Source organism: Brevibacterium sp. Lmc1 (assembly GCF_057654315.1).
In genome coordinates this window covers 1,860,753-1,885,762 of record NZ_CM172803.1, presented here as the reverse complement: position 1 = coordinate 1,885,762, position 25,010 = coordinate 1,860,753, and the positions used below count along the sequence as shown (strand labels likewise).

Genomic DNA, 25,010 nt, shown 5'->3' with positions numbered 1-25,010 from the left:
GGCACATCACGTTAGGCTTGGAGATGTCGTTAAGCAGCAAGTCTTGAATCAGGAAGTAGGCGATCAACGCCGTGTCCGTCAATACTCCGAACCGCACCGTTGAAGACTTCGGGTCGAATGAGTGGCTGGTCGAGGAATTGTATGAGCAGTACAAGTCAGATAAGAATTCGGTCGACCAGTCCTGGTGGCCCTTCTTCGACAAGTACGAGAAGAACGGCGGAGGCGCTCAGTCCGCTGCCGAGCCCGCCGCCAAGCAGGAGGCGAAGCCGGCCGCGAATAAGTCGGATGCCAAGGCCCCTGCTTCAGCTGCAGCCCCGGCGACCTCCCGTGAGACCTCTCGCGGCGTCTCCCCGTCTTCGGCTGAGTCCGAGACGCTGAAGGCAGAGACCAAGTCCGTGCCGAAGGTCACCGCGAAGGAAGCCGCACCGAAGCCCGCACCGGAGGAGACGATCACTCCCCTGCGCGGCCCCGCGAAGCTCATCGCCAAGAACATGGATGAGTCGCTCGAAGTCCCGACCGCCACCTCGGTCCGGGCCCTGCCTGCCAAGGCGCTCATCGACAACCGCATCGTCATCAACTCGCACCTCAAGCGCACCCGAGGCGGGAAGGTCTCCTTCACCCACCTCATCGGATTCGCCGTGATCCGCGCCCTGCAGAACTTCCCCTCGCAGAACGTCTCCTACGACGTCCGCGACGGCAAGCCCGTGATGGTCTCCCCCGCCCACATCAACTTCGGCCTCGCCATCGACGTGCCGAAGAAGGACGGATCACGCACCCTGCTGGTGCCCAACGTCAAGAAGGCCGAGACGCTGACCTTCCGCCAGTTCGTCGACGCCTACGACGGCCTCGTCGACAAGGCACGGCAGGGCAAGCTCACCGCCGACGACTTCGCCGGCACCACGGTCTCGCTGACGAACCCCGGCGGAATCGGCACGGTCCACTCCGTTCCGCGTCTGACCAAGGGCCAAGGCTGCATCATCGGTGTCGGCGCGCTCGACTACCCCGCCGAGTTCCAGGGTGCCAGCCAGCAGACCATCAACTCTCTGGCCGTGTCCAAGGTGCTGACCCTGACCTCGACCTACGATCACCGCGTGATCCAGGGAGCCGGTTCGGGCGAGTTCCTCAAGCTCGTCCACAGCTACCTGCTCGGCGAAGACGGCTTCTACGACGATGTCTTCGAATCCCTGCGCCTGCCCTACGAGCCGGTGCGCTGGGTTCCCGACGTCTCGGCCGAAGACCAGGACGACGTCAACAAGACCGCACGCGTCATCGAACTCATCGATGCCTACCGCACGCGCGGTCACCTCATGGCCAATATCGATCCTCTCGTCTATCGTCAGCGGTCCCACCCGGATCTCGACATCAATCAGCACGGTCTGACCCTGTGGGATCTCGAACGCGAGTTCCCCACCGGCGGGTTCGGATCGAAGCCGATGATGCCCTTCCGCAACATCCTCGGACTGCTGCGTGAGAGCTACTGCCGGACCACCGGCTTCGAATACATGCACATCGCCGACCCGGTCCAGCGCCGTTGGTTCCAGTCGAAGATCGAGGTCCCGCATCAGGAACTCACCCGTTCGGAGCAGGGACACATCCTCGGTCGTCTCAACGCCGCCGAGGCCTTCGAGACCTTCCTCCAGACGAAGTACATCGGACAGAAGCGCTTCAGCCTCGAAGGCGGAGAATCTGCGATCGTCCTGCTCGACGAGATCCTCAACCAGTCCGCCGACACCGGCCTCGACGAGGTCGCCATCGGCATGGCCCACCGTGGTCGCCTCAACGTGCTGACGAACATCGCCGGCAAGTCCTATGCGCAGATCTTCCGTGAGTTCGACGGAACCATGTCCCCGGACAGCGTCCAGGGCTCCGGCGATGTGAAGTACCACCTGGGCACCAAGGGTTCGTTCACCTCGCCGGCAGGCAACACCACCGGCGTCTACGTCGCGGCCAACCCCAGCCACCTCGAGACCGTCGATCCGGTCCTCGAGGGCATCGTGCGCGCCAAGCAGGATCTCGTCGACCAGGGCGAGTCCGGCTTCACCGTACTGCCGGTCCTCGTCCACGGCGATGCCGCATTCGCCGGACAGGGTGTGGTCACCGAGACGCTCAACCTCTCCGAGCTGCGCGGCTACCGCACCGGCGGAACGGTCCACGTCATCATCAACAACCAGGTCGGGTTCACCACTCCCCCCGCCTCGGCGCGGTCCTCGTTCTACTGCACGGACGTCGCCAAGTCGATCAACGCCCCGATCTTCCACGTCAACGGCGATGACCCCGAAGCCGTCGTCCGGGCGGCCCGCCTGGCCTTCGAATACCGCCAGGAATTCAACCGGGACGTCGTCATCGACCTCGTGTGCTACCGCCGCCGCGGCCACAACGAGGGCGACGATCCGTCGATGACCCAGCCGACGATGTACTCCCTCATCGAGAAGAAGGGCTCGGTGCGCAAGCTCTACACCGAATCCCTCGTCGGCAGGAAGTGCATCACCGACGAAGAGGCCGCCGAGGCGCTCAAGGACTACCAGTCCAAGCTGGAATCGGCTTTCGCCGAGACCAAGGAAGCCGAGACCGGCTCCTACGACGGAGAAGCGTTCAACGCTCCCTACGAGCCCAGCGACATCGAGACCTTCAACGATGCCGAGACGGCCATCAGTCCCGAGACGCTGCAGCGCATCGGCGAGGCCTTCACCGAGATCCCCGAGGGCTTCACGGTTCACAAGAAGCTGCGGGCGCTGCTCGAGAAGCGCAAGGAGATGTCGCTGTCGGGCGGAATCGACTGGGGCTTCGCCGAGCTGCTGGCCTTCGGTTCGCTGCTCATGGACGGCGTGCCGGTGCGGCTGGCAGGTCAGGACTCCCGTCGCGGGACCTTCGTCCAGCGCCACTCGGTGCTCATCGACTCGGTCAACGGCAACGAATGGACGCCGCTGCAGAACCTCACCGAGGAGCAGGCTCGATTCTGGGTCTACGACTCCCTGCTCAGCGAGTACGCCGCTGTCGGCTTCGAATACGGCTACTCCGTCGAACGCAAGGACGCCCTCGTGGCGTGGGAGGCTCAGTTCGGTGACTTCGCACAGGGTGCGCAGACCGTCATCGACGAGTTCATCTCCTCCTCCGAGCAGAAGTGGCAGCAGAACTCCGGTGTCGTCATGCTCCTGCCCCACGGCTATGAGGGACAGGGACCCGACCATTCCTCGGGTCGCATCGAGCGTTACCTCCAGCTGTGCGCGGAGAACAATATGACGGTGGCCTACCCGTCCTCGGGCGCCTCGTACTTCCACCTGCTGCGTCGCCACGCCTCGACGACGAACAAGCGTCCGCTCATCGTCTTCACCCCGAAGTCGATGCTGCGCCTCAAGGCTGCCGCGAACTCGCCGGAGGACTTCACCTCGGGCAGGTTCCAGGCCGTCATCGACGATACGGACGTCGATGCCTCGCAGGTCGAGCGCGTCGTCCTCGTCTCCGGCAAGCTCTACTGGGAGCTCAAAGCCAAGCGGGAGAAGGACAACGACACGAAGATGGCGCTCGTCCGCCTCGAGCAGCTCTACCCGCTCGACGAGGCGGCCATCACCGCTGTGCTCGACCGCTTCCCGGCCGATGCCGAGATCGTCTGGGCCCAGGAAGAGCCGGAGAACCAGGGTGCATGGCCGTTCATGGCACTGCACCTGCCCGAGCTCCTCGGCGGCCGTGAGGTCAAGGTCATCTCCCGTGCCGCTTCTGCCGCCACCTCGACCGGGCTCAAGCACTTCCACGAAGCTCAGCAGAAGGAACTCGTCGACCGGATCTTCAGCCGGTGAGCAGCGACGTCACCACAACCATCGCCGTGGTCGGAGGCCCTTTGGTCGCCGGCCACGGCGATGGCCGTGGCCTCGGGTGGGTCGGTCGGGTGACGGCGAGGACTCTGCCGAGTCTGCCTGAACTCAAGGTGTATCCCCTGGCCGTGCCGGCCGAGGATTCCGCTGGTCTTCACGGTCGGACCATCGCCGAGGCGTCCCTGCGGTTCACTCGGGAAGGGGACAATCGTCTGGTGCTGGCTCTGGGGTCCGGGGATCTCGATTCGGGGCGTTCGGTGGCCAGGGCCCGGCTCGATGTGGCCAACATCCTCGACGAGGCGTTGGCTCGGAAGGTCTCGACGTTCGTGCTGGGCCCTCCGCCTGAACACGACGGTGACCGCAACCGTCGCATCGCCGAGCTCAATGCCAGCTTCTCCGATGTGGCCAAGCGGCGCGGCATCACCTATGTCGACACCTTCACGCCCCTCCTCGGCCATCCCGTGTGGCAGCGCGAGGTCGCATCGTCGCGGGACCATCTGCCGGCGCAGGAAGGATACGGTCTGTTGGCCTGGCTGGTTCTCCATCGCGGCTGGTTCAACTGGCTGGGAGTCCAGGACGTCCTCGGCGACAGCTGAGCCGTCGATGAGGTGCCCGACCGAAGATCTCTGCGGGTGCCCGGCCGACGAAGAGCTCAGCCGTGACAGTCGCATCATCTTGTCAGACGAATTCGGCAAGGCGGGTGACCTGGTCCGACTTTGCTCTGCTCGGGTGATCATGAGACAATTGAGCGTCTATCAAAGGAGGGCACAATGAGCAAGCGTGGCCGTAAGCGTCGCGATCGCCGCCGTAAGAAAGCAAACCACGGCAAGCGTCCAAACGCATGATTCGCTGATACGTTCGGTGAATGACGAAGGCGGGAAGAGATTCGAATCTCTTCCCGCCTTCGTTGTGTCCGTGGACTCCCCTGTGCCTGGGCGCCGGTCAGGAGTTCTGTTCGAGCGCGATCCGCTGCCGGATCTTCTCTCGCAGTCCCATCGGGGCACGGTCGTGGCTGCACGAACGACGCACGAGCTCTTTGAGCAGCGCTTCGATCTCGTACTCGTCATGACACGACGGGCACTGTTCGAGGTGGATCGAGATCTCGCGGATCTCCGTCGTCGTCAGTTCTCCGTCCAGGTAGTGGTAGATGCGCATCAGTGACTCGGTCCTGACGCTTTCGCAGCATCCTTCGTCGCTCATTTCGCACCTCCCTCTGGACTCACGAAACCGCGCTCGGCGGCATAGTCGGCCAGCATCTCCCGCAGCTGTCGGCGACCGCGGTGCAGTCGGGACATCACAGTGCCGATCGGCGTCTCCATGATCTCGGCGATCTCCTTGTACGGCAGTCCTTCGACATCGGCATAGTAGACGACCATGCGGAAGTCTTCGGGCAGTGCCGAGAGTGCTTCCTTGACGTCGGAGTCGGGAAGGTGGTCGAGGGCTTCGAGTTCGGCGGAACGACCGCCGGAGGACGAGTGGCTGTTCGCCTGTGCGATCTGCCAGTCCTCGATGTCTTCGCTGCCGTGTTCCTGCGGCTGACGCTGCTTCTTGCGGTAGTTGTTGATGAAGGTGTTCGTCAGGATCCGGTACAGCCAGGCTTTGAGGTTGGTTCCGGGCTTGTACTGGTGGAAGGCGGCATACGCCTTCGCGTAGGCTTCCTGGACGAGGTCTTCGGCGTCGGCCGGATTCCGGGTCATACGCAGAGCAGCTGCGTAGAGCTGATTGACATATTCCAGAGCATCCCGTTCGAAACGCGCCGACCTCTCGGCGTCGGTTTCGGGGGCTTCTTTGACTGATTCGGTCATCGCAGTCAATGGTACGCCCGTTCTCTCCAGGACGGCAGTGGCGCTCATAGACTTCTCCTTCTGCCTGTCGACTTCCCGACGGGTGCACCCGTCGAATGGCTTCACCCCGTACAACATCGGACCGACGTCCCACTATTCCCACCTCAGCAGTTATGCTTGCCAGTGAGATGACCGCCACGTAGGAAGGACCACTGTGTCTCCCATTCGTCTTATCGCACGGCCCATGCTGGCCGCCGGCTACATCCTCAACGGCGTCGAACGACTGCGCAAGCCGGAGGCAGCGGCCGCATCGGTCGGCCCGCTCCTCAACCAGGCTCGCAAGCAGGTCGACGTCCCCGTCGACGCAGTGACTCTCGCCCGAGCCACCGGTGTTGCACAGGTCGCTGCCGGTTCGATGCTCGCCATCGGACGCTTCCCCCGCCTCAGCGCATCGATCCTCGTCGGCACCTACCTGCTCGACACCGTCGGTGAACGTCTGTCTGCTGACAAGACGACGTCGAAGGAGGAGAAGAAGGCTCGCAACGAACGCACTCTTCTGCGGACCTCGATGCTCGGCGGTGCCCTGCTCGCCGCCGTCGACACTGCTGGACGCCCCGGCCTGTGGTGGCGGACCCAGCACGCGGCCGAAGACCTGTGGTCGAGCGTGGAAGACACCTCGAAGCAGGCTCTGAGCGCACTCGGAGTTGACTGACATCTCCACGCACACTCCCCCGGCGACCGGCGACTGGCAGCCACCGGTCGCCGGTTCCGCCGTCTCTGCCACTGTGACCGTTCCCGGTTCCAAGTCTCTGACGAACCGCTATCTCATCCTTGCGGCTCTCGCCCGTTCCGGATCCGATCTCAGGGGATGGCTTCGCAGCCGCGACACCCTGCTCATGGTCGACGCCCTGCGTCGTCTCGGCGCCGTGATCGACGAAGACGGCGATGAGCTCCACATCGAGCCGATCCCCTTCCCGGACGGACACGTACCCACAGACGCAGCTGCACAGGACTCCGCACCGATCACCATCGACTGCGGTCTCGCCGGAACCGTGATGCGCTTCATCCCCCCACTTGCCGCGCTCACCGGTCGTGAGGTCGTCCTCGACGGCGACGAACAGGCCCGCGTGCGGCCGATGTCGGTGACGATCGAGTCGCTGCGGGAGCTCGGTGCGTCGATCACCTCCGCCGCGAGCACATTGCCGATGACGATCCACGCCGACTCTCAGCTGCGCGGAGGCCACCTCGGCATCGATGCCAGCGCCTCCAGCCAATTCGTCTCTGGTCTGCTCCTCGCCGCTCCCGTCATGCCTTTGGGACTCGAACTCACCAACACTGCGGACTCGGTGCCCAGCCGAACGCATGTGGATATGACGATCGAAGTCCTCCGCGACGCTGGCGTCGACATCAGCGAGCCCGAACCCGAGCGCTGGATCGTCGAACCAGGACTTCCGCGCGGTCTCGACGTGCAGGTCGAACCCGACCTGTCCAATGCCGCAGCCTTCGCAGCGGCGGCCGTGGCCACCGCCGGATCCGTGACCATCGCCGACTGGCCCGTGCACACCACCCAGGCAGGTGACGGCTTCCGCGAGATCGCCGAGGCGTTCGGAGCCACGGTGCGCCTCGATAGGGAAGGACTGCACGTGCAGGGCCCGGACCGGCTCACCGCTGTCGATCTCGACCTGTCGGCCGTCGGCGAGCTCACCCCAGTGGTCTCGGCTCTCGCAGCTATGGCAGAAGGAACGTCGCAGCTGCGCGGAATCGGGCATCTGCGTGGGCACGAGACCGACCGTCTGGCGGCTCTGACCAGAGAGTACGGTGCCATCGGCGTCGATGTCGTCGAGCACGCCGAGGCACTGACGATCACCGGCACCACGCACCTGCGCCCGGCGCTGTGGCATACCTACCACGACCACCGCATGGTCATGGCCGGTGCCGTCCTCGCCCTGCGCAATGACGGAATGGTCATCGAGAACGCCGGCACCGTGGCCAAGACTCTGCCTGCCTTCACTCAGCTGTGGGAAGCCATGCTCACCCCCGGAGCCTGATATGGCGAAGATCTTTCGCGATGAGGACTACCGACCCCGGCCGAACCGACGCGGTTCACGACCGCGGACGAAGAACCGCCCTGACCACAAGGACGCTGTATCGGGCCTGGTCACCGCGGTCGATCGGGGCCGGTACCGGGTCATCCTCGCTGACGACGACGGGAACTTCCCGTCGAGTCCCCCGATTCGGAAGAAGGGGAAGCGGTCACGGGGGGCCACCTCGGTGACGGCGGTGCGCGCCTCGCACCTGCGCAAGCAGGCGATCGTTCCCGGAGACGTCGTCCGCCTCGTCGGCGACACCTCGGGGGCCGAGGGCACCCTGGCCAGGCTCGTGGAGATCACCGAACGGCAGACCCTGCTGCGCCGCAGCGCCGATGACACCGACCCGACCGAGCGCGTACTCGTCGCCAACATCGACGTCATGGGAATCGTCACGGCCACCGTGGACCCGGATCCCTCTTTCGGTCTCATCGATCGCGCACTCGTCGCGGCCTTCGATGCCGGGATCACTCCCCTGCTCATCGTGACGAAGACCGATCTGCGCCCGGCGACGGAGCTGAAGGAACGCTTCTCCGCGTCCGGGATCGACATCGTCGAATCCTCCATCGATCCCGACGCCGAGCCGACCGATACGACAATCGCCGCGAACGATGCGGCCCGCGACGAGACAGAACCTCACGCCGAGGTGGCCGAGCGTCTCCGTGGACGCATCAGCGTCCTCGTCGGCCATTCCGGGGTGGGCAAATCCACGCTGACCAACGTTCTCGTTCCCGCCGCCGAGCGCGCGACGGGCCATGTCAACGACGTGACCGGACGCGGACGTCACACCTCGTCCTCGGCCGTGTGCCTGCCGTTGGAACGCGGCGGATGGCTCATCGACACCCCGGGAGTGCGTAGCTTCGGCCTGGCCCATGTGGACCGGGAGACCCTGCTCTCCGCCTTCCCCGAACTCGTCGAGGCCACGGCCGATTGCCCCCGCGGATGCACTCACCTCGCGGACTCTCCCGGCTGCCGACTCGATGAATGGGTGGCCGACGGCAAGGCCGGACCGGGAGGAGTCTCACGGCTGGAGTCCCTGCGCCGGCTGCTGCCCTCGACTGGATAGGCTGGAGGCATGAACGACCTCGACTTGGCGATCGAACTCGCCGATCTCGCCGATGCCATCAGCCACCCGCACTTCCGGGCACAGGACTTCGCCGTCGAAACCAAACCCGATCTCACCCCGGTCACCGAATGCGACCGTGCGGTGGAGAAGGCGATCATGGATCGCCTCACAGAGGTTCGACCCGATGACAGCGTGCTCGGTGAGGAATTCGGTGCACACGGGCAGTCATCGCGACGGTGGATCATCGATCCCATCGACGGAACGAAGAACTTCGTGCGCGGGGTGCCGGTGTGGGCGACGCTGATCTCCCTCTACGACGGTGACCAGCCGCTGCTGGGAGTCGTCTCCGCTCCCGCGCTCGGTCGCCGATGGTGGGCAGTAACGGGCCAGGGCGCCTACGCGACCGAGCTCGGGTCCCCGGCCGAACGCATCGCTGTGTCATCCGTCGATTCTCTCGCCGATGCGTCCCTGTCGTATTCGTCGCTGTCGGGCTGGAAGGAACTCGGCATCCTCGATGAGTTCCTCGATCTCTGCGATTCGCTGTGGCGCACTCGCGGATACGGCGACTTCTACTCCTATATGCTGCTCGCCGAGGGTGCTGTCGACCTCGCCTGCGAGCCCGAGCTCGCGCTCTACGATATGGGAGCGCTCGTACCCATCGTCCTCGAAGCCGGAGGCACCTTCACGAACACGGCCGGACTTCCGGGGCCCTTCGGCGGCAATGCCCTGGCCAGCAATTCTCGCCTCCATGAAGCCGCACTCGACCGACTCGGTCGGGTCGCTCCCGCGGAGGTCTCCTGATGCCGGACATCATGGGAGCCCCGCTGTGGCATGAGATGGCCGAGGCCGCAGGGCTCACGAATCCGGACGGGTCGATCGGTGAGACGATCTACGGGCAGATGACGAAGTTCGCCGCCGAGGTCGGAGCCGTCAACCTCGGACAGGGCGCTCCGGGCACGGAGCCTCCGGACGAGCTCATCGCCGCAACGGAAGAGGCGATGCGGGCCGGTTTCAATCAGTACGCCCCCGGTCAGGGATACCCGCAGCTGCTCGAAGCTGTGGGCGCTCAACGCGGACGCGATTTCGGACAGCACGTCGATCCGGACGAGGTGCTCTACACTGCGGGCGCCACGGAGGGCCTGACCGCCGCGATCCTCGCACTGCTGCCGCCGGGCGGCTCTCTCGTCGCCTTCGAACCGTTCTACGACTCCTATCCGGCGGCGATCGCCGCCGCCGGCGGAACACTGCACACGGTGCCGATCCTGCCCGATGGCCGTGGTGACTTCGCCCCGGACTGGGAGACTTTCGACCGAGTGATCGCCGAGGTCGATCCGGCGATCATCCTCGTCAACACTCCGCACAATCCCACCGGGTTCATCTTCTCTGCCGCTGATCTCGCCCGCATCGGACGAGCCGCCGAGGCGGTCGACGCCTGGGTACTCTCCGATGAAGTCTACGAGCAGCTCGTCCTCACTGATCTGGGGCATGTGCCTCCCGCAGTTGCCATCGAGGATTCTGCACGCGTCGTCACGGTCTCCTCGGCGGGCAAATCATGGAACACGACAGGATGGAAGATCGGCTGGGTCATCGCCTCTCCCGAGGTTCGCCAGGCCATTCAGACCGTCAAGCAGTTCCTGTCGTTCACGGCCGGCGGTCCGATGCAGATCGGAATGGCCGATATGCTGGACGGCGATTCGCAGTTCGTCGCCGAGAACCGAGCTTCGCTGCGGGCACGCGCCGAGGTCCTCGTGCCCGCCTGTCGCTCGGTGCCGGGCGCTGAAGTGTCCACTCCGCGCGCCGGCTATTTCACAGTGGTTGACTTCTCTGCGCTGACGGATCGCGATGCCTTCGAGCTCAATGAGCTGCTGGCCAGAGAATTCTCCTTGGTCGGAATTCCCGTACCCGCTCTGTGCAGGCAGGGCAGCCCGGCGTACGAGGCCTATAGGTCCTCGATCCGATATTCGTTCTGTAAGTCCGTTGCCGATGTCGACAAGGGCGCACAGTTGTTCAACGCACTCGGAGGGCACCTGCGGGAGCACCCGGACGCGCTGCGTCGGAGGAACTGAGTATCGCTGGCTTTCGTGGTCGAGGCAGATTGAGTTCCTGATACGAGGGACGGTACGGGAATCGCCGCGCCGAGGGACAGGAGTCGCGGCGCCCAAAGACGCCAGAAGGGGCGAACCGCATAGACGGTTCGCCCCTTCTGTCTCGGGCAGCGACGCTGCCCGCTGAGTCTGGCTCCGTGTCGGCGCACGCGCCGATCAGCAGCCCAGCTCAGGGCATATCAGGCTTTGACGAGCTCCAGTTCGAGTTCGATCTTGATCTTGTCGGAGACGAGAAGCTCTCCTCCGCCGAGGACGGCTTCGAAGGACATTCCGAAGTCCTTGCGGTTGACCGTGGCGGTGGCCGAGAGGCCGGCGACCTGGTTGCCGTTCGGATCGGTGGCAACTCCTGCGAATTCGGTGGCGAAGGCGACTTCCTTGGTCACCCCGCGCATCGTCAGTTCACCGACGGTCTCGAACTCATCGGCGCCGTCGGCCTTGATCGCGGTCGATTTGAAGCTCAGCTTCGGGTGTTCCTCCGCGAGGAAGAAGTCACCGCTCTTGAGGTGACCGTCGCGCTGTTCGTTGCGGGTGTTGATCGAGTTCGCTGAGGCCTCGGCGGACACGGCGCTGTCTTCGAGGGTCTCACCGACGTTCACGCTGCCGGCGATCTCTTCGAAGTGGCCGCGGACCTTCGAGACGCCCGCGTGGCGAGCGGTGAAGGTGAACTCCGAGTGGATGGGGTCGATGTTCCAGGTTCCGGCGGTGAGTCCCTGAGGCAGAGCAGTCATGATTTCTCCTTTTGGTTGAAATTTGAAGTACAAGAATGACTATAGTTCAACTTTCAACCAGATGCAACCGCTGCAGATGAACGGCAAGTGACCATGTGGCGGAGGTCACCTGTATTCGGTTTGGCCGCCAGGTGACCCCTCGTGTAAAGTTAAGAACACGCCGCGGGGTGGAGCAGTTCGGTAGCTCGCCGGGCTCATAACCCGGAGGTCGGGGGTTCAAATCCCTCCCCCGCCACGATAGCGGCAGAACCCCCAGTCAGTTCTCTGACTGGGGGTTCTTCTCATTCACACTCCTTGCCGACCGACTTTGCAGAGTCGATTCCCTGCCGGCCGCTCGACTCAGCGTCGACCGCTCGCCGCATAACTCGATACAGTGACGGCAACTCGAGCGCTCGGCACGTCGAACGCCATCAAGCACCCAGGCAGATGTCGATCTGCAGAGCGCACGGCCCTGTTTCACCGCACAGCCTTCATCTCGCATCAAGCCGATGCCGAATCTCGGACTGACGCAGCGCCACAGACAGGTGCGTTGCCCTCAGCTGACGCAGCACCTCAGACAGATACCGCGCACCTAGGCTGACGCAGTGCTGCGAGTGCGTCCAGAGAAGCGAGCGACGCCGGTCTCACCTCCGGCGAATCCATTGCGAACGACGAACGCCCCTGGGATGTCCCAGGGGCGTTCGTCGCGGAAAGTCCGAACTCGGTCGGCACGGCCTCTCAGCGCCGTACCGGTTCGCCTCCGACTCAGTTGCCCGAGTCGCCGCCTTCGTCAGCCGGCTCCGAGGCGGGAGCGGAGGATTCCCTGCCCGCCGCATCCTTGGCCAGCGACGGGTCAGCGGCGACGGCATCCTCAAGTGCCTTCTTCAAGCGATCCTGAGCCTTTCCGTACTCCGCGAAATCGCCGTCCTTCAGCGCGGCATCGGAGTCCTCCATGGCCTTCTTCGCCTCCTGCAGAGCATCGTTGAGAGCCTTGTCCGGCGAGCCGGACTTCGAATCCGCGTCCTCTCCGCCGGAGGTCGATCCCGACTCGCCGTCTCCGCTGTCCTCGGTTCCGGCATCGCCAGCCGAGGCTCCGGAGTCTCCGCCGAACACCTGGTCGAGCGCCTCGTCGAGGGTCGGAGCGAACCCGATGTCCTCACCGAACGCCACGAGCACGTGCTGCAGCAGCGGATAGGAGGTCTCACCGGCGGACCGGACATAGACCGGCTGGACGTAGAGCAGACCCCCGCCGATCGGCAGAGTCAGCAGGTTGCCGTTCTCGACTTCGGACTCACCCTGACGCAGCAGGTTCAGACTGCGCTGCACATCGGGCGCGGTGTTGAAGTTGTTCTGAGCCTGACCAGGTCCGGGCACAGTGGTGTTGCGCGGAAGCTGCAGCAGCCGCAGCTTGCCGTAGCCCTCGGCTGTCTCGCCCTTCTTACTGCCGGCATCGGCATCGGCAGAGAGGAACCCGGTGAGGTTGTTTCTCGACTGCCCCTCGGACGATCGAGCCGGGATATACGAGCTCGTCAGCGAGAACGACGGCGACTGCTGGCCCGGCATCTGCAGGGTCATGTAAAACGGCGGCTGCGTCAGTCCGCTGCTCGCCTTCGTCGTCGGATCGGTCGGCAGGGTCCAGAAGTCCTGACCGGAGTAGAACTCACTGGCGGAGGTGACATGGTACTTCGTGAGCAGGTCGCGCTGGACCTTGAACATGTCTTCCGGGTACCGGACGTGGCTCATCAGATCGCCGGACATCTCCGAGGACGACTTAATGAGTCCGGGGAACACCTTCATCCAGGTCTTCAGGACCGGATCGTCCTTGTCCCACTGGTACATGTCGACGGAACCGTCGTAGGCATCGACGGTGATCTTCACCGAGTTCCTGATGTAGTTGACCTCATCGTCCGGCAGAGTCGCCACCGAATTCGGAGCCGACGCCGTGGTCGAATCCTCGGTGGCCTGCTGGAGCGGCTGCGGTGTCGAGTACGGGTAGTCCTCGGCAGTGGTGTAGCCGTCGAGGATCCACTTGATCTTCCCGTCCACGACGGCCGGGTACGGATCTCCGTCGACCTTGAGGAAGGGTGCGAGCTTCTCCACACGCTCGCGCGGGTGACGATCGTAGAGGATCTGGGACTCTTCGTTCAGCGCGTCCGAGAGAAGGATCTGCTCGTCCTGGAACTTCAGGGCGTAGGCGAGGCGGTTGAACACATTGCCCACCGACGGTCCGCCGTCACCGGAGAAGGTGCTGTTGACCTGGCCGGAGCCGCTCTTCTCATCGGAGGGGTAGTCGAGCTCACGCGGAGTCGCGCCCTTCGGGGCGCCCACGATCGAGTAGTCCGGAGATGACTCTCCGAAGTACACACGCGGCTCGTAGTCGGGGAACTCGCCCTTCGGCGGAATATCCGACTCCATGAACAGCGGCTCGCCGTCCGGGTTGCGCTGGTTGCCGTTGGCTGCGACCACACCGAATCCGTGGGTGTAGACGATCGCCCGGTTGAACCAGCTCTGGTTGTTCACCGAACTCGGGGCGAGTTCGCGCACCGAGATGACGGTGTCGCGCATGTCTCCGTCGATGTTGTAGCGGTCGACGTCGAGCTTCTGCGGGAACGAGTAGTACGGTCGCACCTGCTGCAGCTGCCGGAAGGTGTCCGAGACGAGGTTCGGGTCCAGCAGACGGATCGACGCCGCGGTCTCGGCGTCCTTGCGCAGGTCGCCCTTCTTGCCAGTGGTGCTCGGCGAGTACGGAGTCACTTCGATGTCATCGAAGTCGAACGCATCGCGCGTGGCATCGATGTTGTGCTGGATGTAGTCAGATTCCTTGCTCTGCTGCGACGGATTGACCTGGAACTGCTGAAGCAGGGCCGGGTACGCGATGATCGAAACGCCGCCGAGCACGATAAGGGTGAGCGTGGCGATGATCGAGATCCGCCAGTTGCCCTTCCACGCGGTGTAGACGAACAGCAGTGCGACCAGGACGGCGGCGATGGCAACGATCGCCATGGCCGGCAGGGCGGCATGATCATCGACGTAGGTGACGCCGGGGACGATCCCGCCGGCAGCGGTCATCCGGTCGTAGCGGGAGAGCCACAGCCGACCGGCCTGAACTATGACGAGAACCGCCACGGTGATGCCCAGCTGCCACTGGGCAGCCTTCGTCAGGATGACGCCCTTCTGCTCCCCCGGACGGATTCCGCCGAAGAGGTAATGGGCGACGAGGGCGGCGATGAGCGCCAAGAGCAGCGCCATGCCAAGCTGGTTGCCGATGAGGCGCAGGCCAGGAAGGACGAAGACGAAGAACGACTTGTCGAGACCGAACTGAGGATCCTTCGAGCCGAAGGACGTCGAGTTGATCCATTCGAGGATCGTGTTCCAATGCGCCGAGGCGGTGATGCCGGCGAGGACACCCATGACCGCGGGAATCGCGATCGTCGCGACCCGACGCAGAGGCTCGATGGCCTCACGATAACGGTCGAGGTTCTCCTGTCGCGGGGTCGTCGGCGCGTAGACCGGACGATGGCGGTAGGCCAGATGAAGACTCAGCCAGACCGGGACGGCCATGAGGATGAATCCGCCGAGGAATGTCAGCCCGCGGGTGAGCCACATGGTTCGGAAGACGTTCGCCGCGTCGATCTGGCGGAACCACAGCACCTCGGTGTAGACCTGGGTGAAGGCGATGAAGGCGATCAGCAGGATCGCCACAGACACGAGGGTGAGCAGCAGCGGCGAACGTCTTGGCCGATTCGCCGGCATGCGTGCGGAGGTGGGTGAGGACGAGGTGCTCACTACTGCCCTTTCTCATTGTTGTCGGCACCATCGGCGGGACATTTCGGCAGGTCCGAAGTGTTGCCGGCGGCGTACTGCTCCACGGTGGTCTGCGCGTCATCGAGCGTGTCGATGCGCGCCACCGTGATCTTGGATTGGTCCGCGGCGGCCATGACCTCCGCGCAGTTGTCGGCGGGCGAGAGGAACAGCGTCGCTCCCTTCTCGGTGGCGGCGGCCACCTTCTGGCGAGCACCGCCGATCGGGCCGACCGTTCCGTCAGGGGTGATCTCTCCCGTGCCAGCCACATGCTTGCCGCCTGTCATCGCACCGGGAGTGAGTTCATCGATGATGGCCAGCGCGAACATCGTCCCGGCTGAGGGACCGCCGACGCCGTCGACGTTGAACTTCACGTCGACGGGGAACTCGAAGTCCTGCTTCATCGTGATGCCGATCGCCTTGCGGTCGTCGACCTTCGCGGGAGTCAGGGAGATCGTCTTCGATTTCCCGTCGCGTTCGATGCCGAGCTCGACGGAGTCCGTCCCCTGCACTGTCCTGCTCATGATCTGCGCGGCCTGGGGATCGGAATCGAGCTTCTTGCCGTTGACCGACATGAGTCGGTCTCCCTTGCGCAGCTTGCCCTGAGCCGGAGCATCGGCGACGACGTCATCGACCGACAGATGCACGGAGTACGACTTGTCCATCTGGCCCATGGCGGCGGCGATGGCGACATCCTGGCTCGAGGACATCTCGACCGCATTCGATTCGGTCACGTCCTCGCGAGTGGTGTCCAGCGGGTAGTACGCCTCCGTGGGGACGACGGTCTGTTCGCCGTTGATGAGTGCGCCGAGTGCCTGAGAGGCAAAGATGTCGCGACCGGGTCCGCCGCTGACGGCGACGGTGAGCATGTCGATGCGGCCTGCAGTCGGATAGGTCTTGGCTCCGGAGACGCTGATCATGGGGTCGCCCTGGTAGTCGCCGAGGGTGTTGAAAACCGGTCCCGGCAGCTGAAGCATGTACGGAACCGGCAGAAGCACGGCCAGCGCGATGAAGACGTAGGTGAGGACGCCCGAGGTCGTGGCCAGACGTGGAGTCCGTCGTCGTTTGGTGCCGCGTGTCGGTGCCGGTGACGCCGGCACGGCCCGAGGGGCGTTCTCTGTCATGTAATCCTTTCGCTGCACCGCCCCACCAGTCTAGTTGAAACCTCAGCGTCCGTTTCACAGACTCCTTTCGCCCGGTGCGAACATCCTGCGAAACCTCCCGGAATTGGGAAGCTTCGCACATTCGGAACCGTTAACGTTGATGTCAAACCGATTCTTGGGGGCTGTAGAACAATGACCGATGACAACAACAACGAACAGAATCCGTTCGAGCAGATCTTCGGAATGCTCTTCGGCGCCAATGGTCCCGGATCCGGTCAGGGAGATGACAAGAACAGTTCGGGCATGCCGCAGGGCTTCTCGATCGATCCGGCGATGATGTCCACGATCATGAATCAGATGCAGGGGCTCTTCGGGCAGGGTGCCGATTCGCAGGCCCAGGCAGTGTCGATCGCTCAGAAGGCGGTTCCGACTCCCGACCCCTCTGTATCCGAGGACGCTGAGCGGGCGACGACCGATGCGTTCCGTCTGGCCGAGCTCTGGCTCGCCGAGGCCACCGACTTCTCCGTCGCCAACCGCTCCGCCCGTCCGCTGCGCCGAGCCGACTGGGTCAAGGAGACGATGCCCGGTTGGCAGAAGTTCGTGCTGCCCATCAAGGAGAACATGTCCTCGGCCCTGACGGACACGCTCGAGTCCCAGGTCCCGGCCGAGATGAAGGGCATCCTCGCAGGCGCATCGTCGATGTTCGGATCGATGAGCGATTCGATGTTCGCCATGCAGATCGGACAGGCCGTCGGCGCGCTGTCCGAAAGCGTCCTCACCGGCACCGAGGTGGGACTCCCGCTGCTGCCCCACGACACTGCCGTGGTCATCGAGAAGAACGTCGAGACGTTCGCTTCCGAGATCGACGTCGACGTCTCCGAGGTCCGCATCTACCTCGCGGCTCAGGAGCTCGCCCACCTCGCTCTGTTCGAGCGCGCCCCGTGGCTGAGCGCCCAGGTCGAGACCGCTCTGACTCGTTATGCGCAGGGACTGAAGGTCGACACCTCGCAGATCGAGGACATGGCGTCGAACATCGATCCGTCGAACATCTCCGACCTCAGCGACAATATTCGCCAGGGACTGTTCAACCCGCCGACGACAGACGATCAGAGGAAGGCGCTGACGTCTTTGGAGAACCTCCTCGCCGTCATCGCCGGGTGGGTCGACGTTGTCGTCTATGAGGCGTGCAAGCATCTGCCAGGTCGCGATCAGATCCGCGAAGCGCTGCGCCGTCGGCGGGCAACCGCGGGACCGGCGGAGAAGACCTTCTCAACCCTTGTGGGTCTCGAGTTCAACCCCCGTCGCCTCCGCGATGCCGCCGCGCTCTTCGCGTATCTCGAGACGCAGGGCGGCGCCGAAGCCCGCGATCGCGTGTTCTCCCATCCGGATCTGCTGCCGACCACGCAGGATCTGGACGACCCGCTGGGCTATTCCGAGCGACGTCAGGCCGAATGGACCAACGAATCGAGCATCGATGAGGCCCTGTCCCGCATTCTCGCCGAGGGACTTGAGGGAGCCGGCGGCAGCGATGCGAAAACAGAGTCCGAAGAGACGGATCGCAACGACTCTGCGCCGACCGATGACAGCAGCTCCGACGACGACAGCTCCGACGATCGCGACGATCGCTGAATGATCGATCTCGATACCGCCCGGCAGGAAGTCGAGCGCGGACCGCGGAACTCATTCTCCGCGTCCTTCGCGGAGCTATTCGACCGGCAGGGTGCCGATGCCCTGCACCGCTCCGGCGGTGAGCACCATCTCACAGCCAGCTGTCTGGTCATCGATCCGGTCACCGAGGCGGTTCTGCTCAACCACCACCGGAAGGCCGGGCTGTGGGGTCAGTTCGGAGGACACCTCGAATCTGTCGACACCTCGCTGCATGATGCCGCTCGCAGAGAGGCCGAAGAGGAAAGCGGTCTGCGCCCGCTCGCACGAGTCACTGCCGATCCCATCGACGTGCATGTGCATGACCTCTCGGCCGCGTTCGGGACCTGCACCCGACACTTCGACGTCGTCTTCGCAGCCCAGGCTTCGACTGACGATTCGCCGAATGTGTCGGAGGAGTCCTTCGACGTCGCCTGGTTCACTCTGGACCGACTGCCCGCTGACCTCATGCCCGACCTGCCGGACCGGCTGCCGGGCCTCTTCCGCTCCGCTGTGTCAGCGCTCAGCTCCCACGCCTGAAACGCTCCCCATCGCTGAATCCTTCGAGATAGATCTTTGCGTCGGTCTGCCGCGGATGGCGATCGGCCAATGCATGGAATTCCTTCGAGTGGGGACCGATCTGGAGATGGACGAGTTCATGGACGACGACCGTCTCCAGCACCCAGCGCGGCACGGCCTGCAGGCGATGGGAGACGCGGATGTCACCCGTCGACGTCGTCGTTGACGCCCATCTGCTGACATTCTGATTCGTCACCCAGCGGATCGACGTCGGTCGCAGCCTGCCGCCGAAGAAACGACGGCTCATCTCCTCAGCCAGCTCGGCGAGGTCGGCATCCGACGAGTGATCACGGGCGGAGAGGCGATTGAACAGATCCGTCAGCGAACGGATGTTGCGCTCCACGCTGTAGCGCTCAGGAGTGCGCAGCACGTAGGTCTCGACCTCCTTCGAGACGGCGACGGTCTTCTTCCGCCGTACCGATCGACGCACTTCGATCTCACCCCGGGCGATCGCCCGCAGCACCTCTTCTTCACTCCACCGCTGTGCTCTGCTCACCGGACCATCATAGGAAACCGCACTGACACGGTGACAGTGCCACCGGCACCGTGGCGGCGTCTCTGCAGCGGTTCTGAAGACGAACAGCCTTCGGAGTTTGTGAGTTTCCTGAGTCTGCCGAAAAGTTGAGGTCGAATCCCCCGTCCACAGCCGCCTCCGAGAACGCAGTCCCCGCAGAACGGGAGCTGATCCGACCCGGGAGCGTGTTTATCAACAGTCATATCGACACTCAAGGCGCCTTTCCTCCACAGACTCCACGGCGATTCCCACAGGTTATCCACAGGCTGTTGACGTGTCTGTGCATGACGGTGCATTGACGCGGAGGCTTTTGCGGAATAAGTTCTATGCTTGACCCCGGAAAACCCGAGGATGCGTGCGGAAGGGGAAGCCGCACGAGTCCTCGCGAGCGCCTGGGGCACTATGCGGCTGAGGGCATGCCGGGACGCGCTTCCCGGCCTGTCCTCAGCCGTTTTTCCACAGGATTATCCACAACTTCTCTCCTGCCGTGGCCATTCCGGCTCTCGTTCACTACTGTGGAAGTCTCCACGATGGCGAGGCGAAGGGGCCGAGATGTTCAGAATCTTTCCGAGTGTTCCCATCACATGGCGTTCGTCCTCGTGCATCCAGTTCGGCGCAGATGATCCTGTGCTCATCGATGGGCTGCTGCTCGGTGACGCCAGTCTCATCGAAGATCTCCGTCTCGGCATCGGCTCGGCTCAGTTCTATTCACGCGCTCAGGAACTCGGGGTCGACCTCAGCAGGGCGAGCTCCCTCATCACCCTCCTCGGCGAGGCAGGTGTCCTCATCCCGGCCGACGCGGACGGCGGCGCCGTACCGAAGGGGTCCCCGGTCTTCGCCGCGGCGCGCATATTCAATCTGTCGCCGGATCGGGTCTCCCAGGTCCTCAGGTCCCGGCCCGTGCTGGTCACGGGTCCATTGCGCTCCCATGTCGAAGGGCAGCTGGCGGCTCTCGGATTCGCCGTCGCCGCGGCTCGCCGTGTCGAGGAGCTCGATCTCATGGCTTCACCGGTGGTGGTCACGAGTTCTCACCTGGTTCCGGACCTCAATTCCGCCATGTGGCTCAGTGATCGCGAAGTCGACCACTGTCAGGTCGTCCTCGGTGAGCAGTCTGTGGAGATCACGGGACTCATCCGGCCCGGTTCGACACCGTGCTCTGTGTGTTCCTGCCTGCACCGGAAGGACAGCGATGCCGGTTGGCTCGATCAGCATCCGCGTCTGCGTGCCCTGCCGGAGCGTGAGAGCCTCAGCGATCCCGCCGCACGCATCCTCGGTTCGGCGCATGTTGTTCAGATGCTTCGTCAGGCGCTGCTGCGCCCCGAAACAGCACCGATCCGACGCGTGGTCACCTTGGATGCCGGCGAGGTCACGGATAGTGGAATGACCTTCCACGATCGCTGCCAGTGTCGCACGCCGGTCCCGGATTTCGGGTCAGTCGCCGAGCAGACCCAGTAGGTGAGTTCCGTAGAGTTCGAGCTTCGTCGCACCGATGCCGGGGACCCGCGCAAGTTCGTCGAGGGTGCGGGGACGGACCTCCGCGATGACTGACAGCGAGGTGTCCGTGAGAACGAGGTACGGCGGCAGTCCCTGCTCCATTCCGATGCGCACCCGCCAGCGTCGCAGACGGTCCAGCAGCTCGAGATCGATGTCGGCAGGACAGTCCGCACATCGTCCGAGTGCACGGTCGAGGTGCGAGACCAATGCCCTCCCGCAGCCGCGGCAGCGGTTGAGCGCCGCAGAGTTCGACGCTGTGCGGCCATCTCCCATCGTCGGTCCCGACTGCCCGAGTTCGGCGAGGAAGCGTGATGACCTCCGCGGTCTCTGTTTGGAGTCGAACCGGGCCAGCGACCAGCTCATCCGCAGGTCTGTGCCTGCACGCGTCAGCGCCACGTAGAACAGGCGACGTTCCTCAGCGATGGCTCGAGGCGTCTGGGCATAGCTGATGGGCAGCAGACCTTCGCTGAGACCCACCAGGTGCACACTGTCCCATTCCAGGCCCTTCGCCGCGTGGAAGGAAGCCAGAGTGACGCCTTCGATGTCCGGGGCGAACTGGTGCTCGGCACGATCCGACAGGTCGCTGAGGAAGACCTCCATCGGCACAGGGAGTTCCTGACCGTGCTGATGCTCCTCGGCGAGGTCGACGAGGGCTTTGAGCGATTCCCAACGCTGTCTGCCGGCTCCGGCGGCCGGCGGCTCTCGGGTGAATCCGAGAGAGCCGAGAACCTCTGTCACGGCTTCGGTCAGACGCTGTCCGCTCGAGGTCGCGCGTGCGGCCTTGAGCATGAGAACGGCCTCCTTGACCTCTTTGCGCGCGAAGAAGCGCTCTCCGCCGCGCAGCACATAGGGAATCCCGGCTGCGGCCAGAGCCTGTTCGTAGGAGGGACTCTGTCCGTTCGTGCGGAAGAGGACTGCGATGTTGCGCGGACGACGTCCGGCCTGGATCTCTGCCGAGATAGCCTGGACGACCCCGGTGGCCTCGGCCTCGTCGGTCGGATACTCCACCATGCGCGGCAGGCGGCCCATCGGGTTGTCGGTCCGCAAGGTCAGCGCGGTCCGAGAGGTGTGTCGCAGCAGATTGTTCGCGGTGGACACGATGGCCTGGGACGACCGGTAGTTGCGCACCAGGCGGATCGTTCTGGCCTCGGGCATCGACGTGCTGAGCGAACCGAGCAGGCTCGCATCGGCTCCCGCGAAGGTATAGATGGTCTGAGCGGGATCGCCGACGACGCAGAGATTGTCACGGGGGCCCAGCCACCGGGAGAGAACATCGTATTGGAGCGGCGAGACGTCTTGGAACTCGTCGACGACGAAGTGCCTGTACTGTTCGCGGATCTCGGCTGCGATCGCCGGATACTCGGCCAGAACTCCCGAGAGCACGAGGAGCACATCATCGAAATCGAGCAGCCGTCCCCGTGTCTTCGCCTCCCCGTAGGCTTCGAAGATCCGCACCATATCGTCGACGCTCAGCTGACCGGGGAGGTCCCGGGCCGCTGCCTTCGTCGCATAGTCGTCGACGCCGAGCAGGGACGAGGCCGCGAACTCGATCTCCGACGCGACGTCTCTGGTCAGTTCCCGACTGGTCTCCAACCCGAGGCTCTGCATGACCGAGCCGATGATGCCCGCCTTGTTCTCGATGATCCGCGGAAAGTCTCCTTCGGCGAACCGGTCCCAGAAGAACCGCAGCTGACGCAGCGCTGCGGAGTGGAACGTACGGGCTTGGACCGCGGGGACTCCGAGTCCGCGCAGGCGTGAGCGCATCTCCCCCGCCGCCTTGGCGGTGAATGTCAGCGCGAGGACATGGTTGGCAGGGAACACATCCGACGCAATTCCAAAGGCGATCCGGTGCGTCATGGCGCGGGTCTTACCGGTGCCGGCACCCGCGAGGACGATCACCGGTGAGTCGAAATGGGTGGCGACGGCGCGCTGTTCCTCGTCCAAGGCCTCGAGCAGGGCCGTGGCCGAAGCATTCATGCGTTGTCCAACCAGCTGTACAGGAGCTGACCGGCGATGGAGATCGTCGATGGAGCGCGCACCTCGCCGTTCGCAATGGCAGCGCGCAGCTCCGCCCGGGTGAACCAGCGCAGCGAGGCGATCTCAGCCTCGTCGGCGGCGAAGTCTCGGCTGGGAGCGACGGCCGAGAAGCCGAGCATGAGCGAACAGGGAAACGGCCACGGCTGAGAGCCCAGATACCGAGGTTCGGTGACTTCGAGATGAGCTTCTTCCCAGATCTCGCGGATCACCGCGTGTTCGAGTGTCTCACCCGGTTCGACGAATCCGGCCAGGAGCGAATACCGGTCGGATTCCCAGGCGGCGTTGTTGCCCAACAGGACACGTTCGACTCCGTCGTCATCGGTGTTGACGATGACGACGATGACTGCCGGATCGGTGCGGGGAAAGTGTTCGCTTCCGGTCACCGGATCGCGGCGGACCCATCCGCCCATGATCGGAGTGGTAGGTGCGCCGGTGCGCGGGGAGAACAGGTGTGCACGATGCCAGTTTCCCAAACCGACGATCTCGCAGGCCAGGGATACCTGCACATCGTCAAGGGCTTCGGCGAGATGACGCAGGGTCAGCCAGACGGGTTCGGAACTGTCGATCCCCTCTCCCGGAGCGGTCAGCAGATCGGTGGCGTCCCGGGCGCGAGAGGCGTCCAATCGGGAATCGACGTGGCTGCGACCGTCGTCGTCCAAGGACACTCCGATATAGCGGGTGCCCTGTGGGTCTCGGCCGAGGTAGACCTCCGTCTGGCCCTCCGGCACAGCTTCGCGGTCGGTCAGGAAGAGCCCGCCGCCGGCGACGAGCAGCGATCCGCGATGTTCGAGGACGGCGAGGGCCCCTGAGGCCCAGATCTCGCTGAGGTCTCCGTCGTGGCCCCGAGTCAGATGGTCCCGATCGATTCCGTGTCGGGCGAGGCTGATCGGCTGCACTGGAGGCAATGGCTTCATGCCCTCCACGATATCTCAGCGTCCTGACACTCAGACCGTGGCCGTGAATGCCTGACCGGACCCGAATGTCCCCTCGGCAGACACGCTCGACGGCGAGTCCCGTGTCTCAGTCGAACCCAGACGGTAGATTGGGGAAGGTGGATACCAAGGCGCTCAAGTTGACTGCGATCGCGGCGACGATGCTCGACGGCTTCGTCCCGACGACATGGACACCCCTGCCGCCGCTGGATGCCGGAGTCAGAGTCCTGCTCGGCGATGACGATCAGCAGCTCGTCGCAACGGCTCAGACCCAGCTCGATCGGACCGCGGACATCGGCTCAGCAGCCGAGGCGGGACGAATCTACGAGTCCATGTATCCACACGCTGACTTCGTATGGCCGCGCCTGCGGGCCATCACCGAGGTGGACGCCGACTACTTCGACACGTCGTCCCCGACGACTGTGACACTAGCCGATCCGCTGCCGGGTGCGCCGCTGGGCGATGTGCCCATCTCCGACACTGCGCGGGCCAGTTCGCTGGCCCAGGCTCTGGCGACTCTGCATTCGGCTGCGCCCGAGCCCGTCGCCGATGCCGGTTTCCCGGTGGAGGATCCCTCTCGATCACAGTTCCTCATCCTTGAGCGCCTCGACCAGGCGGCGAGCACCGGACGAGTCCCGTCGTCTCTGCTGCAGCATTGGGAGGAGGAATTCGAGAAGGTGGCGCTCTGGCATTTCCTTGCCACGCCCATCCACGGTTCTCTCGATGAGACGAGCGTCTATACCGATCAGGAGCGAGTGCTCGCACTCGCCGAGATCGGTCGTCTGCGCGTCGCCGATCCGGCCATCGATCTGGCGGCGGCCTCCGCGCTGATCGATCCTGCCGCCCTGCCGACCTTCTACGAGGAGTACCGCAATTCCCGGCCCCGCGCCGACGAGCATGTCATTGCCCGCGCCGAGCTGTTGGCCGAATTCGCAGTGCTCGACTGGCTGCTCGAGGCGGTCGACTCCGGGGATGAAACCGCCGTCGAGGATGCCGCCGGGCTCCTCAGCTCGTTCAATGAGGTCCTGTTCGGTTCCTCCGCCGATGCAGCCGCCTCCACTGAGGAACCGACTTCTGAGTCCGCGATCGAACCTGCAGACGGTGGAGACACTCGCGGAGCGGCCCCGAATTCCTCTGCCCCGGCAGCGGCCGATGCTCCCGACGTGGAAGCCGCGATCACGGAGACCGCAGCCCCCGATGTGTTCATTCCCGGAGCTCAGCCTCCGTCGGCGCCCTCGGAAGACGATTCGGAGTTCGACTCCGAGCCGGGATCGCAGGTGCGGACCGAGCCGACTCGGGACGCCGACGAAACTGATGACGGGGAAGAGACCGGCCGGATCCGCTGATC

At 64.4% G+C, this 25,010-nt stretch carries 20 protein-coding genes and 1 tRNA gene; 13 read left to right on the top strand and 8 right to left on the bottom strand.

Features of this window, described 5'->3' with window-relative positions; all coding sequences use genetic code 11:
• Positions 1-71: 71 nt before the first annotated feature.
• From AC239G_RS08370 to AC239G_RS08360, 3 genes are all read left to right on the top strand, one after another.
• Positions 72-3,794 (top strand): multifunctional oxoglutarate decarboxylase/oxoglutarate dehydrogenase thiamine pyrophosphate-binding subunit/dihydrolipoyllysine-residue succinyltransferase subunit, encoded by a 3,723-nt coding sequence (locus tag AC239G_RS08370; RefSeq protein WP_139466964.1) that lies wholly within the window; start codon positions 72-74, stop codon positions 3,792-3,794.
• Positions 3,791-4,405: a GDSL-type esterase/lipase family protein gene (locus tag AC239G_RS08365; RefSeq protein ID WP_139466963.1), complete on the top strand. Its 615-nt coding sequence runs from the start codon at positions 3,791-3,793 to the stop codon at positions 4,403-4,405. Before AC239G_RS08370 ends, AC239G_RS08365 begins: the two co-directional genes overlap by 4 nt.
• Positions 4,406-4,579: 174 nt before the next feature.
• Positions 4,580-4,654, top strand: coding sequence for a 50S ribosomal protein bL37 (locus AC239G_RS08360; protein ID WP_098731028.1), 75 nt, complete (start codon positions 4,580-4,582; stop codon positions 4,652-4,654).
• Positions 4,655-4,751: 97 nt separating this feature from the next.
• On the opposite strand, the gene rsrA is transcribed toward AC239G_RS08360, so the two are convergent.
• Both rsrA and AC239G_RS08350 read right to left on the bottom strand, forming a co-directional pair.
• Entirely contained in the window at positions 4,752-5,009 is a 258-nt protein-coding gene (gene rsrA, locus AC239G_RS08355) for a mycothiol system anti-sigma-R factor (protein ID WP_039210641.1), read from the bottom strand.
• Positions 5,006-5,662 (bottom strand): sigma-70 family RNA polymerase sigma factor, encoded by a 657-nt coding sequence (locus AC239G_RS08350; RefSeq protein WP_373284066.1) that lies wholly within the window; start codon positions 5,660-5,662, stop codon positions 5,006-5,008. Before AC239G_RS08350 ends, rsrA begins: the two co-directional genes overlap by 4 nt.
• A 145-nt stretch (positions 5,663-5,807) precedes the next feature.
• On the opposite strand from AC239G_RS08350, the gene AC239G_RS08345 reads away from it, so the two are divergent.
• Genes AC239G_RS08345 through AC239G_RS08325 form a run of 5 tightly spaced genes read left to right on the top strand, consistent with a single transcriptional unit; the run spans position 5,808 to position 10,812 of the window.
• Positions 5,808-6,305 carry a DoxX family protein gene (locus AC239G_RS08345; RefSeq protein WP_139907894.1) on the top strand — a complete coding sequence of 166 codons (498 nt, stop codon included), beginning with the start codon at positions 5,808-5,810 and terminating at the stop codon, positions 6,303-6,305.
• Positions 6,298-7,641 carry a 3-phosphoshikimate 1-carboxyvinyltransferase gene (aroA, locus tag AC239G_RS08340; protein ID WP_219922131.1) on the top strand — a complete coding sequence of 448 codons (1,344 nt, stop codon included), beginning with the start codon at positions 6,298-6,300 and terminating at the stop codon, positions 7,639-7,641. Before AC239G_RS08345 ends, aroA begins: the two co-directional genes overlap by 8 nt.
• A 1-nt stretch (position 7,642) precedes the next feature.
• A complete protein-coding gene (gene rsgA / locus AC239G_RS08335) occupies positions 7,643-8,746 on the top strand; it encodes a ribosome small subunit-dependent GTPase A (RefSeq protein WP_181270439.1) in 1,104 nt (367 codons plus the stop codon).
• Positions 8,747-8,755: 9 nt separating this feature from the next.
• Entirely contained in the window at positions 8,756-9,547 is a 792-nt protein-coding gene (hisN, locus tag AC239G_RS08330) for a histidinol-phosphatase (RefSeq protein WP_139466959.1), read from the top strand.
• On the top strand, positions 9,547-10,812 hold the full coding sequence (locus tag AC239G_RS08325; RefSeq protein ID WP_181270438.1) for an aminotransferase class I/II-fold pyridoxal phosphate-dependent enzyme: 1,266 nt from the start codon (positions 9,547-9,549) through the stop codon (positions 10,810-10,812). The genes hisN and AC239G_RS08325 overlap by 1 nt, the downstream gene beginning before the upstream one ends.
• A 218-nt stretch (positions 10,813-11,030) precedes the next feature.
• Here AC239G_RS08325 and AC239G_RS08320 read toward each other — a convergent pair whose 3' ends face one another.
• Positions 11,031-11,579 (bottom strand): YceI family protein, encoded by a 549-nt coding sequence (locus tag AC239G_RS08320; protein WP_139466957.1) that lies wholly within the window; start codon positions 11,577-11,579, stop codon positions 11,031-11,033.
• 161 nt (positions 11,580-11,740) lie between these two features.
• Here AC239G_RS08320 and AC239G_RS08315 point away from each other — a divergent pair.
• Positions 11,741-11,814, top strand: a tRNA-Met gene (locus AC239G_RS08315).
• 509 nt (positions 11,815-12,323) lie between these two features.
• On the opposite strand, the gene AC239G_RS08310 is transcribed toward AC239G_RS08315, so the two are convergent.
• Positions 12,324-15,344: a UPF0182 family membrane protein gene (locus tag AC239G_RS08310; protein WP_229663905.1), complete on the bottom strand. Its 3,021-nt coding sequence runs from the start codon at positions 15,342-15,344 to the stop codon at positions 12,324-12,326.
• Complete coding sequence (locus tag AC239G_RS08305; RefSeq protein ID WP_139466955.1) at positions 15,344-16,483, bottom strand: YlbL family protein; 1,140 nt, start codon at positions 16,481-16,483, stop codon at positions 15,344-15,346. Before AC239G_RS08305 ends, AC239G_RS08310 begins: the two co-directional genes overlap by 1 nt.
• Positions 16,484-16,654: 171 nt before the next feature.
• On the opposite strand from AC239G_RS08305, the gene AC239G_RS08300 reads away from it, so the two are divergent.
• A complete protein-coding gene (locus tag AC239G_RS08300; RefSeq protein WP_139466954.1) occupies positions 16,655-18,091 on the top strand; it encodes a zinc-dependent metalloprotease in 1,437 nt (478 codons plus the stop codon).
• Complete coding sequence (locus tag AC239G_RS08295) at positions 18,092-18,646, top strand: NUDIX hydrolase (RefSeq protein ID WP_139907689.1); 555 nt, start codon at positions 18,092-18,094, stop codon at positions 18,644-18,646.
• Here the strand turns inward: AC239G_RS08295 and AC239G_RS08290 are convergent.
• On the bottom strand, positions 18,630-19,181 hold the full coding sequence (locus tag AC239G_RS08290) for a M48 metallopeptidase family protein (protein ID WP_139466952.1): 552 nt from the start codon (positions 19,179-19,181) through the stop codon (positions 18,630-18,632). The two genes, AC239G_RS08295 and AC239G_RS08290, sit on opposite strands and share 17 nt — an antisense overlap.
• A gap of 570 nt (positions 19,182-19,751) precedes the next feature.
• On the opposite strand from AC239G_RS08290, the gene AC239G_RS08285 reads away from it, so the two are divergent.
• Positions 19,752-20,654: a hypothetical protein gene (locus tag AC239G_RS08285; protein ID WP_139466951.1), complete on the top strand. Its 903-nt coding sequence runs from the start codon at positions 19,752-19,754 to the stop codon at positions 20,652-20,654.
• Here AC239G_RS08285 and AC239G_RS08280 read toward each other — a convergent pair.
• On the bottom strand, positions 20,631-22,670 hold the full coding sequence (locus AC239G_RS08280; protein WP_139466950.1) for an ATP-dependent DNA helicase UvrD2: 2,040 nt from the start codon (positions 22,668-22,670) through the stop codon (positions 20,631-20,633). The genes AC239G_RS08285 and AC239G_RS08280 overlap by 24 nt on opposite strands.
• Positions 22,667-23,644, bottom strand: a complete 978-nt coding sequence (nudC, locus tag AC239G_RS08275; protein ID WP_139466949.1) for an NAD(+) diphosphatase — start codon at positions 23,642-23,644, stop codon at positions 22,667-22,669. Before nudC ends, AC239G_RS08280 begins: the two co-directional genes overlap by 4 nt.
• 137 nt (positions 23,645-23,781) lie before the next feature.
• Between nudC and AC239G_RS08270 the strand changes: the two genes are divergently transcribed.
• Positions 23,782-25,008 (top strand): protein kinase family protein, encoded by a 1,227-nt coding sequence (locus AC239G_RS08270; protein ID WP_229663904.1) that lies wholly within the window; start codon positions 23,782-23,784, stop codon positions 25,006-25,008.
• Positions 25,009-25,010: the final 2 nt, after the last annotated feature.